The sequence below is a fragment of the Streptomyces sp. NPDC048197 genome, from assembly GCF_043202395.1.
Taxonomy (GTDB): Bacteria; Actinomycetota; Actinomycetes; order Streptomycetales; family Streptomycetaceae; genus Streptomyces; species Streptomyces siderophoricus.
In genome coordinates this window covers 1-14558 of record NZ_JBIDAJ010000040.1, presented here as the reverse complement: position 1 = coordinate 14558, position 14558 = coordinate 1, and the positions used below count along the sequence as shown (strand labels likewise).

The following is a 14558-nucleotide window of genomic DNA, read 5'->3' as shown; positions in this document are numbered from 1 at the left end:
CGCTCACACCGTCCGCTTCAGCCAGGGCAGTTGGCCGGCGTCGTAGCGGTGGGCGCGGAAGACCGCGTTGTTCTGCGCCGGGAAGAGCGCACCGACCTCCGGTTCGTGGTAGCTGCCGAACTCCGGGACGACGTACTCCCAGGCCAGCAGGCCCTCGGCGGTCACCTCGAAGAGCCGGCCGGCGGGTGAGTCGGTGATCAGGGTGTTGCCGTTCGGCAGCCGCTGGGCGCTGCCCATGAACGGTGCGAAGAACGCCTCCCGGGACGGGTCGTGGTACTCCCACACGATCTTTCCGGTCGCCCGTGCCACCTCGATGACCCGGGAGAACGGGACGTCCCGCCCGGGGCGGAAGACGCCGTTGTCGAAGATCAGGAAGTTGCCGTTCGGCAGCTCGGTGGGGTGGTGCTGCTGGGATACCAGGCCGGGCTCGGTGCGCCAGAGGATCTCGCCGGTCGCGCGGCTGATCACCACGACCGCGGAGACGCTGCGCAGGCTGGCGAGGACGTTCCCGTCGGCCAGCGGGTACACCGAGTTGATCAGCGGCCAGTGTTCGCGCGAGTAGTCCGGGTGGAGGGCGTACGCGTCCCGGTCGAGGTGGTCGGCGGCCCGCCAGGACCACAGCAGCCGGCCCGCCGCGTCGACCTCCCGGATGGTGTCGGCCCAGACCGTGCCGTCCGGTTCGGAGCCGGGGACGCCGCCGCGCACCGCCGCGGCCCGGTCCCCGGTGAGCGGTTCGAGCGCGGTGTACAGGATCCGCCCGTCGCCGTGGTGGTGGGCGTCGTGGTGCTGCAGCGGGTCGGTGAACTCCCGCAGCACGGTGCCGTCCGGGGCGATCTCCTGCATCAGCCCGCCGCGGTACTTGTGCCACATCGGGAACAGCGCGTCCTGCTCCGGGAGGGTGGCGTTGTAGGCGAGGTTGCCGTTCGGCAGGATGCGGGCGTGCCGTCCCGGGCGGTGCGGCAGGTGCCAGCGGTGCACGACGGTGCCGTGCAGGTCGATGAGCAGCACCTCGCCGCCGCCGGTCAGCGGGGCGTAGAGGGTGTAGCCGTCGTGGGCGGCGCGGGTGTCGAGCGCGATCAGGCCGGTGCCCCGGCGGCGGCGTGTGTTTTGATCGACCGTGGTCATGAAGAACTTCCCCTTGTCAAACTTTGTTTGATGGGATCAAACAGCGTAGACGCTAGGGGCGGTCTGTTGCAGGGCTGTGAACGCGGCAATAAACGCGGCAATAAACGCGGCAACGAGGAGTGGCGGATGGGCGGGCCGACGGACGGCGGACAGGACGGCGGACAGGGTGGCACGGAGGCGCCGCGGGTCGGGGCGGGCGTACGGCGGCGCCGCCGGGCCCGCGAGCTGACCCTGGCCGAACTCGCCCGCCGTACCGGGCTGTCGGCGCCCTTCCTCAGCCAGGTCGAGAACGACCGGGCGCGCCCCAGCATGCGCTCGCTGCAGCTGATCGCCGACGCGCTGGACACCACCGCGGTCCGGCTGCTGGCCGCCGCCGACGGCCCGCGCACCGTGGACGTGGTCCGGGCCGGCTCCGCGGCGATGCCCGAGGGCGGCGACGAAACGGGCGGCGACGAGGGAAGCGGCGTCACAGCGGGCGGCGGCGGGGGGAGCGGCGGCGAGCGGGGTGCCGGCGGTCAGGGCCGGGTGCGCCCGCTGGTCCGCGGCCGGCAGCAGCTGCACGCCCTGGAGTTCACCGGCCGGCACGACTGGCAGCGCGCATTCCGGCACCCGCACGACGAGTTGATGTACGTCGTCGAGGGCGCGGTGGAGGCCGAGGCGGCCGGCGAGGCCTATGAACTCGGCCCCGGTGACACCCTCTACTGCTCCGGCGGGGTCACCCACCGCTGGCGCGCGCTGACTTCGGGCACCCGGGTCCTCCTGGTCGGGGTGGCGGACGACTTTCCGCATCGATAATCTGTGCGAACGCTTCATCGATCTTGAGGGGGACACATGAGGCTGAAGCTGACGGCTCCCGCCGTCATCGCCGTGGCCGCGCTCGGCACCGCACTGACCAGCGGGACCGCCATCGCCGCCACACCCGGGAAGGCGCCCGCCGCCACGGCCACCGCGCGGGTCGCGTGCGTCAACGCGCAGGCCCAGGAGAACGTGCGGATCCGCAAGGAGCGGAAGCTGAACAGCACCGCGGTGGGGCTCTTCACCAAGGGCGCGACCACCTGCATCACCGGCCGGGGCACCGGGCAGAGCTACCACCTCTGCGGCCGCTCGGGCAACGACTGGCTGAAGATCACGTTCCGGGGCAACACCGGCTGGATTCCCGGCGCTTGCGGGAGCAGGAGGGTCTGACCCGGCCGGTCACTCCCGGGGGGACGACCCGCGTGCCGCCGCCACCAGGGCGTCCATGACACGCGTGTCGTCCCCCGCCTCCGGGTGCCACTGCACCGCCAGCGCGAAGCCCGGCCCGTCCGGCAGCTCCAGCGCCTCCACGGTGCCGTCCGCGGCGTGCGCCGAGACCAGCAGCCCGCTGCCGAGCCGGTCCACGGCCTGGTGGTGGTAGGTCGGCACGGAGACCGGCTCGGGCAGCGCCCGGGCCAGGAGTGTCCCGGCGACCGGCCTGATCTCGTGCTTCTCGAAGACCCCGGGCGGCCCGGCGTGCCCGTCGAGGTGCTGTACGAGCGTGCCGCCCAGCGCCACGTTCAGCAGCTGCATCCCGCGGCAGATCCCCAGCAGCGGCACCCCGGCCGTCAACGCCGCCCCGATCAGGGCGAGTTCCCAGGCGTCCCGGTCGAGCGACGGCGGCCCGGTGCGCGGATCGGGCTCCGCGCCGTACCGCGCCGGCTGTACGTCCGCACCGCCGGCGATCACCAGCCCGTCCAGCCGGGCCACCGCCGCGGCCGCGGTCGCCGGATCGCCCGGCGGCAGCAGCGCGGCCAGCCCGCCCGAGCGCTGCACCAGCCGCGGGTACCCGGCGGGCACCAGCGCGGCCGGCAGCGTCCACACCCCCCAGCTGGCCTCCTGCTGGTAGGTGCTGATGCCGATGAGCGGCTGGGACACGGATCCTCCGAGGGGGTGCGGGGGCGTCAACGGCCGGGCTGTTCAGAATTCCAGTTCGTGCTCGATGGCGGCCAGCTCCTCCGCGCTGCCCTGGACCTTCGGGCCGGTGAACCACTTGCGGGCCGACACCAGCCACCAGGTGCCGGCGAAGCCGAGGACCAGGAGGACGGCGAGCGGGGTGTAGTTGAAGGTCTCCGCCGTGACCGGGCTGGTGGTCGGGAGCATGAAGAGGACGGAGATGACCAGCGTCCAGCCGACCGCGATGACGCCGACGGGCTTGCTCCAGCGGCCGAGGTGCCAGGGCCCGCGCTGGAAGCGGTCGCCCTGCAGCAGCCGGAGGATGACCGGCAGGACGTAGGCGATGTAGAGGCCGATCACGGCGATCGAGGTGACGGCCGCGTACGCCGTGGCGTTCCACAGGTACGGCAGTCCCAGCAGGAAGGCGCCGCCGGCGGCCAGCCACACCGCGTTGGTCGGGGTCTTCGTCCGCTTGTTGATGCGGTGCCACAGCTGCGAACCGGGCAGCGCGCCGTCCCGTGAGAAGGCGTAGATCATGCGCGAGTTGGCGGTCACCGACGACATGCCGCAGAAGAACTGGGCACCGATGGCGACCAGGAGGAGCAGCTTGCCGCCGGTGGCGCCCAGCGCGTCGATGAAGATCTGCGCCGGGGGCACACCGGTCTTGCTGGCCAGCGCGCCGTCGTAGTTCTGGATGGCGAAGGTGATGCCGACCAGCAGCACCCAGCCGGCGACCAGGGAGACCAGGATCGACATCACGATGCCGCGGGGGCCGGACCTGGCCGCGTCGTGCGTCTCCTCAGTCATGTGCGCCGAGGCGTCATAGCCGGTGAAGGTGTACTGCGCGAGCAGCAGCCCCAGCAGTCCGACGTAGAGGCTGGAGTGCCAGCCGGTGTTGTTGGTGAAGTGGGTGAAGACGAAGGAGGCGGACTGGTGCTTCGAGGGCACCACGACCAGGGCGCCCACGATGACCAGCACGCCGAGGATGTGCCACCACACGCTGACGTTGCTGAGGAAGGAGGCCAGCTTCACGCCGAAGGTGTTCAGCAGGCCGTGGACCAGCAGCACGATGCCGAACAGCATGATCGTGTGGGTCGGGGTGGCGGCGAAGCCGAACTGCAGGTCCAGCAGCGCGTTCGAGAAGGACGCGGCGCCGAAGTCGACGCCCGCGGTCACCGCGACCTGGCCGAGGAAGTTGAACCAGCCGGTGAACCAGGACCAGGCCGGGCCGTGCGACGGCGCCAGCTTCGCCGCCCAGTAGTACAGGCCGCCCGCCGTCGGATAGCTGGAACAGACCTCGGCCATCGCCAGGCCCACGAACAGCGTCATCAGGCCGACCAGCGGCCAGCCCCAGGTGATCAGGGCGGGCCCGCCCGTGTTCATGCCGAAGCCGTACAGCGTCAGACAGCCGGAGAGGACCGAGATGATCGTGAACGAGACGGCGAAGTTCGAGAACGCCGACATCGAGCGGGCCAGCTCCTGGGCGTAGCCGAGCTCGTGGAGGCGCTGTTCATCGCTGGACAGCTGAGGGGGTTGTTGTTCCTGCTCTGGGTTCGTCGCGTGCTCGTTGATGGACACCACGCCTCCGAGGGCCTCGATGATCCGCGGCGGGTACGGCCGTACCGCTACCAGCCCCGCAATAAAGGTATGGGCCGATACCTTTGTCTTCGGCTCGGCTGAGCGCAAGACCCCGGCGGGAAAATCTTGTAACGGGCGGGTTTCCGGGCCCGGCGAGTGGCGCAAGCGTCACGAAAGGAAGCCCCGGAGCAGCGCCGCGGTGCCGCAGCAGTGCTCCCGCATCACCTCGCGCGCCCCGTCCGCATCGCCCTCCAGCACGGCCTCCACGAGCGCCGCGTGCTGGGTCTGCGAATGCTCCAGGTTGCGGACCAGCAGCGGGATGCAGTCCAGCAGGTCGTTGACGTTCGCCCGGACGGCGGCGTACTGCGCGGCCAGCGACACCGAACCGGACAGCTCGGCGAGGGTGAGGTGGAAGAGGGTGTCGCGCCGGCGGTAGTCGGCGAGCGGCGCGTCCTGCGTCGCGGCCAGCGCCTCGCGCAGCCGGCCGGCCTGCTCGCCGGTCAGCCCGTGCGCCGCGCACAGCCCGGCCGCGCCCACCTCCAGCACCTCCCGGAACCGCAGGGTGTCCTCGACGTCGATCTTCTCGATCCGGCGGCGCAGCTCGGCCTCGCCGTGGTTCTCGGCGCGCACCCGGACGAAGGTGCCGCCGTACCGCCCGCGCCGGCTCTCCACCAGCCCCTCGTCCTGGAGCACCTTGAGCACCTCGCGCAGGGTGACCCGGCTGATCTGCAGCCGCTCGGCCAACTCCCGTTCCGCGGGCAGCCGTTCGCCCTGCTGGACCAGGCCGAGCCGGACGATCTGGAGTATCTGCTCCAGCGCCTCCTCGAAGCCGTTGCCCGCGCGCACCGGCCGCAGCACCGGCGCCAGCCGGTCGTCCGTCCCGTCCATCGACACCCCTTCCCAATCAATGGTTCGTGTGCCTACCTTATGACCTCCGGATGCAGTGACAGGAGGCATTACCGTGGCAGACCGCACGCCCCCACTCTCCGTCGAGGAGCTCAGAGCCCTCGTCGACGCCGGGGAGATCGACACTGTCGTCCTCGCCTTCACCGATATGCAAGGCAGGCTCCAGGGCAAGCGGTTCGCGGCCCGATACTTCCTCGACACCGTCCTCGACCACGGCACGGAGGGCTGCAACTACCTCCTCGCCGTCGACGTCGACCTCAACACCGTCGACGGCTACGCGATGTCCTCCTGGGAACGCGGCTACGGCGACTTCGCCATGCACGGCGACACCGGCACCCTGCGCCGCACCCCCTGGAACCCCGGCACCGCCCTGATCACCGCCGACCTCGCCTGGCACGACGGCTCCCCGGTCGCCGCCTCACCCCGGCAGATCCTGCGCCGCCAGCTCGACCGCCTCGCCGACCGCGGCTGGCGCGCCTTCGCCGGGACCGAGCTGGAGTTCATGCTCTTCAAGGACTCCTACGAGGACGCCTGGTCCCGCGGCTACCGCGACATGAACCCGGCCAACCAGTGGAACGGCGACTACTCCGTCCTCGGCACCGGCCGCGTCGAGCCCGTGCTGCGCCGGATCCGCAACGAGATGGGCGCCGCCGGGATGACCGTCGAGTCCGCCAAGGGCGAGTGCAACCTCGGCCAGCACGAGATCGTGTTCGTCTACGACGAGGCGCTCACCACCTGCGACCAGCACTCGATCTACAAGACCGGCGCCAAGGAGATCGCCGCCCAGGAGGGCATGGCGCTCACCTTCATGGCCAAGTACGACGAGCGCGAAGGCAACTCCTGCCACATCCACCTCTCGCTCCAGGACGAGCAGGGCCACCCGGTCCTCGCCGACGACTCCGGCCCGTACGGCATGTCGCAGACCATGCGGCACTTCCTCGCCGGCCAGCTCGCCGCGATGCGCGACTTCACGCTCTTCTACGCCCCCAACATCAACTCCTACAAGCGCTTCCGCCCCGGCTCCTTCGCGCCCACCGCCGTCGCCTGGGGCCCCGACAACCGCACCTGCGCCCTGCGCGTCGTCGGCCACGGCCGCGCCCACCGCCTGGAGAACCGCCTCCCCGGCGGCGACGTCAACCCCTACCTCGCGGTCGCCGGCATGGTCGCGGCCGGCCTGTACGGCATCGAGCACGAGCTGGAACTCCCCGACGCCACCACCGGCAACGCCTACGCCGGCGACGCCGCGCACGTCCCCACCACCCTGCGCGAGGCCGCCGAGCTGTGGGAACGCAGCCCGATCGCCCGGGAGGCCTTCGGCGACGAGGTCGTCGACCACTACCGCCACATGGCCCGCGTCGAACAGGACGCCTACGACGCCGCCGTCACGGACTGGGAGCGCTTCCGCTCCTTCGAGCGCATGTAAGGAACCACGCTGTGTCCAATGGTCCGCACGAGCTGAAGATCCTCAACCCGGCCACCGAGGAAGTGGTGGCCACCGTCCCCACCACCGCTCCCGAAGAGGTCGACGCCGCGGTCCGCCGGGCCGCGGCCGCCCAGGAGGCCTGGGCCGCGGTGGCCCCCGGCGACCGCGCCCGCCTCCTGCGCCGCTTCGCCGACGTCGTCGACGCCCACATCCCCGAGCTCGCCGAACTGGAACGGACCGAGGCCGGCCACCCCCTGGGCAACGCGCAGTGGGAGGCGGGCAACGTCCGCGATCTGCTGCACTACGCCGCCGGGGGAGTGGAGCGGCTGACCGGCACCCAGATCCCGGTCGCCGGCGGCCTCAACATCACCGTCCAGGAACCGCTCGGCGTGGTCGCCGTGATCGCCCCCTGGAACTTCCCGATGCCGATCGCCGCCTGGGGCACCGCCCCCGCCCTCGCGGCCGGCAACGCGGTCCTGCTGAAGCCCGCCGAGACCACCCCGCTCACCGCCCTCAGACTCGCCCAACTCGCCCTGGAGGCCGGCCTCCCCGAGCACCTCTTCCAGGTCCTGCCCGGCGAGGGCCCGGTCACCGGCACCGCACTCGTCGACCACCCCGGCGTCGCCAAGGTCGTCTTCACCGGCTCCACCGCCACCGGCCGGCAGATCGCCGCCCGCTGCGCCGCGCAGACCAAGCGGCTCACCCTCGAACTCGGCGGCAAGAGCCCCAACATCGTCTTCGCCGATGCCGACATCGAGGCCGCCGCGGCCGCCGCCCCCGGCTCCTTCCTCGACAACACCGGCCAGGACTGCTGCGCCCGCAGCCGCATCCTCGTCCAGCGGAGCGTCTACGACCGCTTCCTGGAACTCCTGGAGCCCGCGGTCAAGGCGTTCACCGTCGGCGACCCGGCCGACCCCGCCACGCAGATGGGCCCGCTGATCTCCGCCGCCCAGCGCGAGCGGGTACGGTCCTACGTCCCCGAGGACGCCCCGGCCGCCATCCGCGGCGAGGCCCCCACGGGCAAGGGCTTCTGGTACCCCGCCACCGTCCTGGAGGGCCGCCCCGAGGACCGTACGGCCGTCGAGGAGATCTTCGGCCCGGTCGCGGTCGCCATCCCCTTCGAGGACGAGGCCGACGCGGTCCGGATCGCCAACGCCACCGACTACGGCCTCTCCGGCTCCCTCTGGACCCGCGACGTCGGCCGCGCACTGCGCGTCTCCCGGGCCGTCGCGGCCGGCAACCTCTCCGTCAACTCCCACAGCAGCGTGCGCTATTGGACCCCCTTCGGCGGGTTCAAGCAGTCCGGACTCGGGCGCGAGCTCGGCCCGGACGCGCTCACCGCCTTCACCGAGACCAAGAACATCTTCATCAGCACCGAGCCCAGCGAGGAGTCCCCGTGACCGACCAGACCGCAGTGTGCCGCCGCCTCGTCGGCCGTACCGCCGTGATCACCGGAGCCGGCAGCGGCATCGGCCTGGCCACCGCCCGCCGACTGGCCTCCGAAGGCGCCCACGTCGTCTGCGCCGACATCGACGAGGCGGCCGGCAAGGCCGCCGCCGAAGAGGTCGGCGGCCTCTTCGTCCAGGTCGACGTGACCGACTCCGAGCAGGTCGAGGCGCTCTACAAGACCGCCTTCGACACCTACGGCTCGGTCGACATCACCTTCAACAACGCCGGCATCTCACCGCCCGACGACGACTCCATCCTCACCACCGGCCTGGAAGCCTGGAAGCGCGTCCAGGAGGTCAACCTCACCTCGGTCTACCTCTGCTGCAAGCACGCCCTGCCCTACATGCAGCGCCAGTTCGCCGAGACCGGGCGCGGCGGCTCCATCATCAACACCGCCTCCTTCGTGGCCGTCATGGGCGCGGCCACCTCGCAGATCAGCTACACCGCCTCCAAGGGCGGCGTGCTGGCGATGTCCCGCGAACTGGGCGTGCAGTTCGCCCGGGAGGGCATCCGGGTCAACGCCCTGTGCCCCGGACCGGTCAACACCCCGCTGCTCAAGGAGCTGTTCGCCAAGGACCCCGAGCGCGCCGCGCGCCGTCTGGTGCACGTCCCGGTCGGCCGGTTCGCCGAGCCCGAGGAGATCGCCTCCGCGGTCGCCTTCCTCGCCAGTGACGACTCGTCATTCGTCAACGCGGCCGAATTCCTGGTCGACGGAGGCATCGCGGGAGCGTACGTCACGCCGGTGTGATCGCTCGTTGTTCACTTCCGCGTAAGCGCCCCGGCGGCCGGATGTCGCGCGACGTCCGGCCGCCGTACGCTAGCGTCCGCCTTCGATCCTTCGTTCGACAGGAGTTACGTCCATGCTCACCAAGCGTCGCTGGCTGGCAGCGGGAGCTGCCCTCGCGGTCGTCGGAGGCGGCGTCGCGGTCGCGCAGACGGCCACCGCGCAGCCGGCCCCGCACCGCTGTCCCACCCTCCAGGTCACCAAGGGCTGGTACGGCGACAACCACGCCAAGCTGCAGAAGATGATCGACGAGCGCGGCAGCTGCTCGGGATCCGGGGGAGCGCGGCCGGTCGCGACCTTCGACTGGGACAACACCGTCGTCAAGAACGACATCTCCGACGCCACACTGGCCTGGATGCTCCGGCACGACAAGGTGCTGCGCCCGGCCAGCTGGAAGGCCACCAACAAGTGGCTGACCGACGCCGCCGCCGACGCGCTCACCAAGGCCTGCGGCACCTCCGTGCCCGCCGGCCACCCGCTGCCGACGTCGACCGACACCGACTGCACCGACGAGATCCTCGACGTCTACAACGACGAGGAGACCTCGGGCGGCAAGCCCGCGTTCGCGGGGGAGTGGAACCACCGGCGCACGGTGCCCTCCTACGTCTGGATCACCCAGCTGTTCGCCGGCCACAGCCCGGCCACCCTGACCTCGTACGCCGCCAAGGCCCGCACCCAGAACCTCGCCGCGCCGATCGGTACCGAGCAGACGGTCGGCACCCACAAGTGGGCCGGCTACATCCGCTACTACGACCAGCAGCGCGACCTCATCGGCACCCTCAAGAAGGCCGGCTTCGACGTCTACATCGTCTCCGCCTCCGCCGAGCCGCTGGTCCGCGCCTGGGCACCCGGTGTGGGCATCGACCGCGACCACATCATCGGCATCCGCAACGTGGTCCGCGACGGCAAGCTCACCACCGGCGTCGAGGGCTGCGGTGACGTCAAGGACACCAACGGCGAGGTCCTGACGTACATGGACGGCAAGCGCTGCTGGATCAACCAGGAGATCTTCCACGTCAAGGGCGCCAAGGCCTGGCAGCAGCAGGACCGGGCGCACCGCCCCGCCTTCGCGGCCGGCGACGCCGAGACCGACGTGACCTTCGTCGGCGACGCCACCGCCGGCCACCTGGCCGTCAACCGCAACAAGACCGAGCTGATGTGCCGGGCGTACGACAACGCCGACCACCGGTGGATCGTCAACCCGATGTTCATCGAGCCCAAGCCGCGCAAGGCCGACCCGTACCCCTGCGCGAGCACCGGCTACACCCGGCCGGACGGCACCCTCGGCCCGGTCCGGCGCGCCGACGGCTCGGTGGTCCCGGACCAGCAGGACACCGTCTACTGACCCGCTGAACGCCACCGCACGGGAGGGCCGCACCGCTCAGAGGAAGGTGCGGCCCTCCCCGCGGTACGTCGGCACGGTGTCCACCACCCGGTCCCCGTCGACCAGCCGCAGCGCGTCGAACCGCTCGCACAACTCCCCGGCCTTGGCGTGCCGGAACCACACCTTGTCGCCGATCGCCAGCCCGTCCGCGGCCGCCCCCAGCAACGGCGTCTGCACCTCACCCGGCCCCTCCTGGGGGTCGTAGCGCAACCCGGCCGGCAGATACGGCACCGGCAGCCGGTCCGCGCCCGCCACCCCCGACGCCGGATAGCCACCGCCCAGCACCGTCACCACCCCGGGCCCCGGCCGGCGCACCACGGGCAGGGCGAACAGCGCCGCCGGACGGCCGCTGAACGAACGGAAGTTGTCGAACAACCGCGGCACGTACAGCCCCGAACCCGCCGCGACCTCGGTGACCGCCGCCTCCGCGGCCGTGTGCTGCACACTGCCGGTCCCGCCGCCGTTGACGAACTCCAGCCGCGGAGCCACCGCCCGCACCGCCCGTACGGCCTCCCAGCGCCGCTGCGCCAGCTCCCTGCGCGCCGCCGCCTGCATCATCCGGACCGTGCGCGAGAACACCGGCTTGCCCTCGACCTCGTCACCCACCCCCGCCACATGCCCCTCGTACGCCATCAGCCCCACCAGCCGGAAACCGGGGCGGCGCACCACCGTCCGCGCCAGCGCGGCCAGTTGGGCCGGCTCCCGCAGCGGCGACCGCCGGGCACCGAAGCGCACCTTCCCGCCCAGCAGCCGGTACGAGGTGTCCAGCTCCAGGCACACCCGGACCTCTTCCCCGCCGCCCGCGGGCCGGACCGCGTCGATCAGCGCCAGCTGCGCCGGATCGTCGACCATCACCGTCACCGCGGCCGCGAGCTTCGGATCGGCGGTCAGCTCGGCGAACCCCGCCCGGTCCGCCGACGGGTACGCGAGCAGGACGTCCGCGAAGCCCGAGCGCGCCAGCCACAGCGACTCGGCCAGCGTGAAACTCATGATCCCGGCGAAGCCCTCCCGTGCCAGCACCCGCTCCAGCAGGGCCCGGCAGCGCACCGACTTGCTCGCCACCCGGATCGGCTTCCCCTTCGCCCGGCGCACCAGATCGGCCGCGTTGGCGTCGAACGCCCGCAGGTCGACGACGGCCAGCGGCGCGTCGAGAGGGGCCGTCGCCCGGTCATAAGCGGCTTTGTCGCCATACGTATCGACTCTCAGCTGGGACATGGCCGCAGCCTGCCAGAACGGCCTACCACTGGGTAGGGGGAGGGATCCCGACAGAGTGGACAACCAGCGGAGAGGGGTTGGAGCACCGGCGGCGGCAGCCCGTAGAGTGGCCCGACACCGCCACCAGCAGGTCAGCGGCGTGTTGTCCGGATACCAACCCCCCTGCCCCGATTGCGGATCGGGGGCCGGGGGCCACGGCGCAAGGGGGAGCGCGGGTGAGCACCGACGCAGACTTCGTCGATCCGCGGCACGTCCCGCCCATACCCCCGCGGCCGCCCCGGCAGCCCGCGGCGGCCGCGACACCGGAGCCGGACGACGACCCGCACACGACCGTCCTGCGCCGCCAGGCCCCGGCCGAGCCGTCCGTCCCCCCGCAGGCACCCCCGGCGGCGCACGGCGTACCGCCGCGCCCCGCCGCCCCGCCGCCCCCGCCCCCCGCGCAGCCACCCGCCGCCGGCGCGCCCCGGGCGCCCCACCCCGGGACGCCGCCCACCCCCGCCGCGCCGCCGCGCCCGGCCGGGCGTCCGGCCGCGTTCCGCGACACCGCCGCCTTCCACCTGGCCAACAGCCAGAACCTGTGGAACGCCCCCCAGGAACCCGCCGCCCGCCCGACGACCACCCCGCCCGGCCGGCCGTCCTGGCCCACAACTCCCCGCCCGGGACAGGGAGTTGCCGCCGGCCCGGCACCCGCCCGCCGGTTCCCCGCGGGCCGCCGCCCCACCGGCCGGGTGCTCGCCGCCGCGGCCTGCCTCGTCCTGGGCATCGGCCTGCTCGGCGGCGCCGCGGCCGGCAGCTGGCTCACCGACGACCCCGAGGACGCCCCGCCCACCGCCGAGGCCACCTTCACCAAGGGCCGCGACGCCTGGCGAAACACCCCGGTCGACACCCTCTTCCCCCGTACCGTCGAGGGCCTGGGCGTCGGCCCCGGCGGCGCCGACCGGACCTGGACCCGGATCGCGGTCGCCCCCGACAGCGACTGCACCGGCGCCTACGACCCCAAGCTCGCCCAGGCCCTCGCCCGGGCCGGCTGCGTCCGCCTGCTGCGCGCCACGTATCTCGACGCCACCCGCTCCAGCGTCATCACCGTCGGCGCCCAGACCACCCGGACCGACCCGGCCGGCATGCTCGCCCTCAACACCCGCTTCAGCACCAGGAGCCTGGCCGAACGCACCGATCTGATGCCGGTGCCGTACGCCCCCAAGGGGACCTCCGCCGAGGGCTTCGGGCGCGCCCAGCGGGCCAGCTGGACCGTCCGGGTGCTCACCGACGTCCCGGTGATCGTCTACGCCGTCTCCGGCTTCGCCGACGGCCGCGCCGTCACCGAGCCGCAGCCCGCCGAGGCCGCGGTCCGCCCCGGCGCCACCACCGCCCCCGCCGAATCCGGCCTCGGCCACGACGCCAAGGACCTCGCCGACCGCATCGAGAACGACTTCCGCAAGGCCGCCGGCACCCCCACCCAGCCCCGGGAGGACGCGCCATGACGCAGACCCCGCTGCGCGCGGCCGCCCTCACCCTGGCCTCCGCCGCACTCACCGTCCTGCCCGCCGTACCCGCCCGGGCCGACGCCATCCGCGCCCAGGAATGGGGCCTGCAGGCCGTCCACGCCCAGCAGGCCTGGCGCACGACCAAGGGCGAGGGCGTCACGGTCGCCGTCCTGGACACCGGCGTCGACGCCAACCACCCCGACCTCCAGGACCAGGTCCTGCCCGAGAAGGACCTGGTCGGCTTCGGTGCCGGCCCGGGCGACGCGGCCTGGGCCCGGCACGGCACCGGCATGGCCAGCGTCATCGCGGGCCACGGCCACGGCGCCGGCCGCCAGGACGGTGTGCTCGGCATCGCCCCCGCCGCCAAGATCCTCCCGGTCCGGGTGATCCTGGAGGACAACGACCCGCAGCGCGAACGCGCCCGCACGGAGAAGGCCGGCGCGCTCGCCGACGGCATCCGCTGGGCCGCCGACCACGGTGCCGACGTCATCAGCATGTCCCTGGGCGACGACAGCGAGTCCGCCCACCCCGAGCCGCGCGAGGACGCCGCCATCCAGTACGCCCTGGGCAAGGGCATCCCCGTCGTCGCCTCCGCGGGCAACGGCGGCGACAAGGGCAACCACGTCTCCTACCCCGCCGCGTACCCGGGCGTCATCGCCACCACGGCCGTCACCCACCAGGGCGACCGCGCCCACTTCTCCACCCGCCACTGGTACGCCACGGTCAGCGCCCCCGGCGAGGACATCCTCATGGCCGGCAACGACGACGGCTACCTCTCCGGCTGGGGCACCAGCCCCGCCGCGGCCTTCACCTCCGGCGCCATCGCCCTGATCCGCTCGGCCCACCCCCACCTGAGCCCCGCCCAGATCCGCCACCTGCTCACGTCGACCGCCCAGGACACCCCCCAGGGCGGCCGCGACGACGACTACGGCGCGGGCCTGATCGACCCCGCCGCCGCCCTCAACGCCGCAGACGGCCTGCGCCCCGTCCCCCAGAAACCGTCCCCCGCCACCTACAACGGCCGCTACTTCGGCCCCGGCCCCACCGACGACGCCCCCGAGGACACCCCCACCAATTGGCTCCCCTGGTCAGCGGGCGCCGCCGGCGTGGCGCTGATGGCCGCTGCCCTCCTCCTCTGGCGCTCCCGCCCCTGAATCCAACCCCAGCCCCCACCGCCCTCCCCCTCTCCCCAACGGGAGGGGACGGGCCGGAGGGGCCGGTGTTTGGGACGTAAAGCGACAGCAGTCCCAAAAACCCGCCCCCCAGGCCCCTCACCCCACCCACCACAAAACCCCCCCC

At 72.7% G+C, this 14558-nt stretch carries 13 protein-coding genes; 8 read left to right on the top strand and 5 right to left on the bottom strand.

Going from position 1 to position 14558, the window contains the following annotated elements; all coding sequences use genetic code 11:
- Positions 1-3 precede the first annotated feature (3 nt).
- Positions 4-1125 (bottom strand): arylsulfotransferase family protein, encoded by a 1122-nt coding sequence (locus ACGF4C_RS33660; RefSeq protein ID WP_393571534.1) that lies wholly within the window; start codon positions 1123-1125, stop codon positions 4-6.
- A gap of 126 nt (positions 1126-1251) precedes the next feature.
- Here ACGF4C_RS33660 and ACGF4C_RS33655 point away from each other — a divergent pair, with 126 nt between their 5' ends.
- Both ACGF4C_RS33655 and ACGF4C_RS33650 read left to right on the top strand, forming a co-directional pair.
- The gene (locus ACGF4C_RS33655; protein ID WP_393571532.1) at positions 1252-1920 is read left to right on the top strand and encodes a helix-turn-helix domain-containing protein; all 669 of its coding nucleotides are present in this window, start codon (positions 1252-1254) and stop codon (positions 1918-1920) included.
- 36 nt (positions 1921-1956) lie between these two features.
- Positions 1957-2310 carry an SH3 domain-containing protein gene (locus ACGF4C_RS33650; protein WP_393571530.1) on the top strand — a complete coding sequence of 118 codons (354 nt, stop codon included), beginning with the start codon at positions 1957-1959 and terminating at the stop codon, positions 2308-2310.
- A 9-nt stretch (positions 2311-2319) separates the two neighbouring features.
- Here the strand turns inward: ACGF4C_RS33650 and ACGF4C_RS33645 are convergent, their stop codons facing one another.
- From ACGF4C_RS33645 to ACGF4C_RS33635, 3 genes are all read right to left on the bottom strand, one after another.
- Entirely contained in the window at positions 2320-3018 is a 699-nt protein-coding gene (locus ACGF4C_RS33645) for a gamma-glutamyl-gamma-aminobutyrate hydrolase family protein (protein ID WP_393571528.1), read from the bottom strand.
- Positions 3019-3060: 42 nt separating this feature from the next.
- Positions 3061-4500 (bottom strand): amino acid permease, encoded by a 1440-nt coding sequence (locus tag ACGF4C_RS33640; RefSeq protein ID WP_393571600.1) that lies wholly within the window; start codon positions 4498-4500, stop codon positions 3061-3063.
- A gap of 282 nt (positions 4501-4782) precedes the next feature.
- Positions 4783-5502 carry a FadR/GntR family transcriptional regulator gene (locus tag ACGF4C_RS33635; RefSeq protein ID WP_393571526.1) on the bottom strand — a complete coding sequence of 240 codons (720 nt, stop codon included), beginning with the start codon at positions 5500-5502 and terminating at the stop codon, positions 4783-4785.
- A 73-nt stretch (positions 5503-5575) separates the two neighbouring features.
- On the opposite strand from ACGF4C_RS33635, the gene ACGF4C_RS33630 reads away from it, so the two are divergent.
- From ACGF4C_RS33630 to ACGF4C_RS33615, 4 genes are all read left to right on the top strand, one after another.
- Positions 5576-6943, top strand: a complete 1368-nt coding sequence (locus ACGF4C_RS33630) for a glutamine synthetase family protein (protein WP_393571524.1) — start codon at positions 5576-5578, stop codon at positions 6941-6943.
- Positions 6944-6954: 11 nt separating this feature from the next.
- A complete protein-coding gene (locus tag ACGF4C_RS33625; RefSeq protein WP_393571522.1) occupies positions 6955-8343 on the top strand; it encodes an aldehyde dehydrogenase family protein in 1389 nt (462 codons plus the stop codon).
- Positions 8340-9140 (top strand): 3-oxoacyl-ACP reductase, encoded by an 801-nt coding sequence (locus ACGF4C_RS33620; protein ID WP_393571520.1) that lies wholly within the window; start codon positions 8340-8342, stop codon positions 9138-9140. The genes ACGF4C_RS33625 and ACGF4C_RS33620 overlap by 4 nt, the downstream gene beginning before the upstream one ends.
- Positions 9141-9252: 112 nt before the next feature.
- On the top strand, positions 9253-10521 hold the full coding sequence (locus ACGF4C_RS33615; protein ID WP_393571518.1) for a haloacid dehalogenase-like hydrolase: 1269 nt from the start codon (positions 9253-9255) through the stop codon (positions 10519-10521).
- Between the two features lie 36 nt (positions 10522-10557).
- On the opposite strand, the gene ACGF4C_RS33610 is transcribed toward ACGF4C_RS33615, so the two are convergent.
- Entirely contained in the window at positions 10558-11775 is a 1218-nt protein-coding gene (locus tag ACGF4C_RS33610) for an amino acid deaminase/aldolase (protein ID WP_393571516.1), read from the bottom strand.
- A 215-nt stretch (positions 11776-11990) separates the two neighbouring features.
- Between ACGF4C_RS33610 and ACGF4C_RS33605 the strand changes: the two genes are divergently transcribed.
- Positions 11991-13256 carry a hypothetical protein gene (locus tag ACGF4C_RS33605; protein WP_393571514.1) on the top strand — a complete coding sequence of 422 codons (1266 nt, stop codon included), beginning with the start codon at positions 11991-11993 and terminating at the stop codon, positions 13254-13256.
- Positions 13253-14413 carry a type VII secretion-associated serine protease mycosin gene (gene mycP / locus ACGF4C_RS33600; protein WP_393571512.1) on the top strand — a complete coding sequence of 387 codons (1161 nt, stop codon included), beginning with the start codon at positions 13253-13255 and terminating at the stop codon, positions 14411-14413. The genes ACGF4C_RS33605 and mycP overlap by 4 nt, the downstream gene beginning before the upstream one ends.
- The last annotated feature ends 145 nt before the right edge of the window (positions 14414-14558 follow it).

Excerpts from the sequence above, each read along its gene's own strand:
- ACGF4C_RS33660 (WP_393571534.1), bottom strand. The coding sequence starts at position 1,125 with ATGACCACGGTCGATCAAAACACACGCCGCCGCCGGGGCACCGGCCTG.
- ACGF4C_RS33655 (WP_393571532.1), top strand. The coding sequence starts at position 1,252 with ATGGGCGGGCCGACGGACGGCGGACAGGACGGCGGACAGGGTGGCACG.
- ACGF4C_RS33650 (WP_393571530.1), top strand. The coding sequence starts at position 1,957 with ATGAGGCTGAAGCTGACGGCTCCCGCCGTCATCGCCGTGGCCGCGCTC.
- ACGF4C_RS33640 (WP_393571600.1), bottom strand. The coding sequence starts at position 4,500 with ATGTCGGCGTTCTCGAACTTCGCCGTCTCGTTCACGATCATCTCGGTC.
- ACGF4C_RS33635 (WP_393571526.1), bottom strand. The coding sequence starts at position 5,502 with ATGGACGGGACGGACGACCGGCTGGCGCCGGTGCTGCGGCCGGTGCGC.
- ACGF4C_RS33615 (WP_393571518.1), top strand. The coding sequence starts at position 9,253 with ATGCTCACCAAGCGTCGCTGGCTGGCAGCGGGAGCTGCCCTCGCGGTC.
- ACGF4C_RS33610 (WP_393571516.1), bottom strand. The coding sequence starts at position 11,775 with ATGTCCCAGCTGAGAGTCGATACGTATGGCGACAAAGCCGCTTATGAC.
- mycP (WP_393571512.1), top strand. The coding sequence starts at position 13,253 with ATGACGCAGACCCCGCTGCGCGCGGCCGCCCTCACCCTGGCCTCCGCC.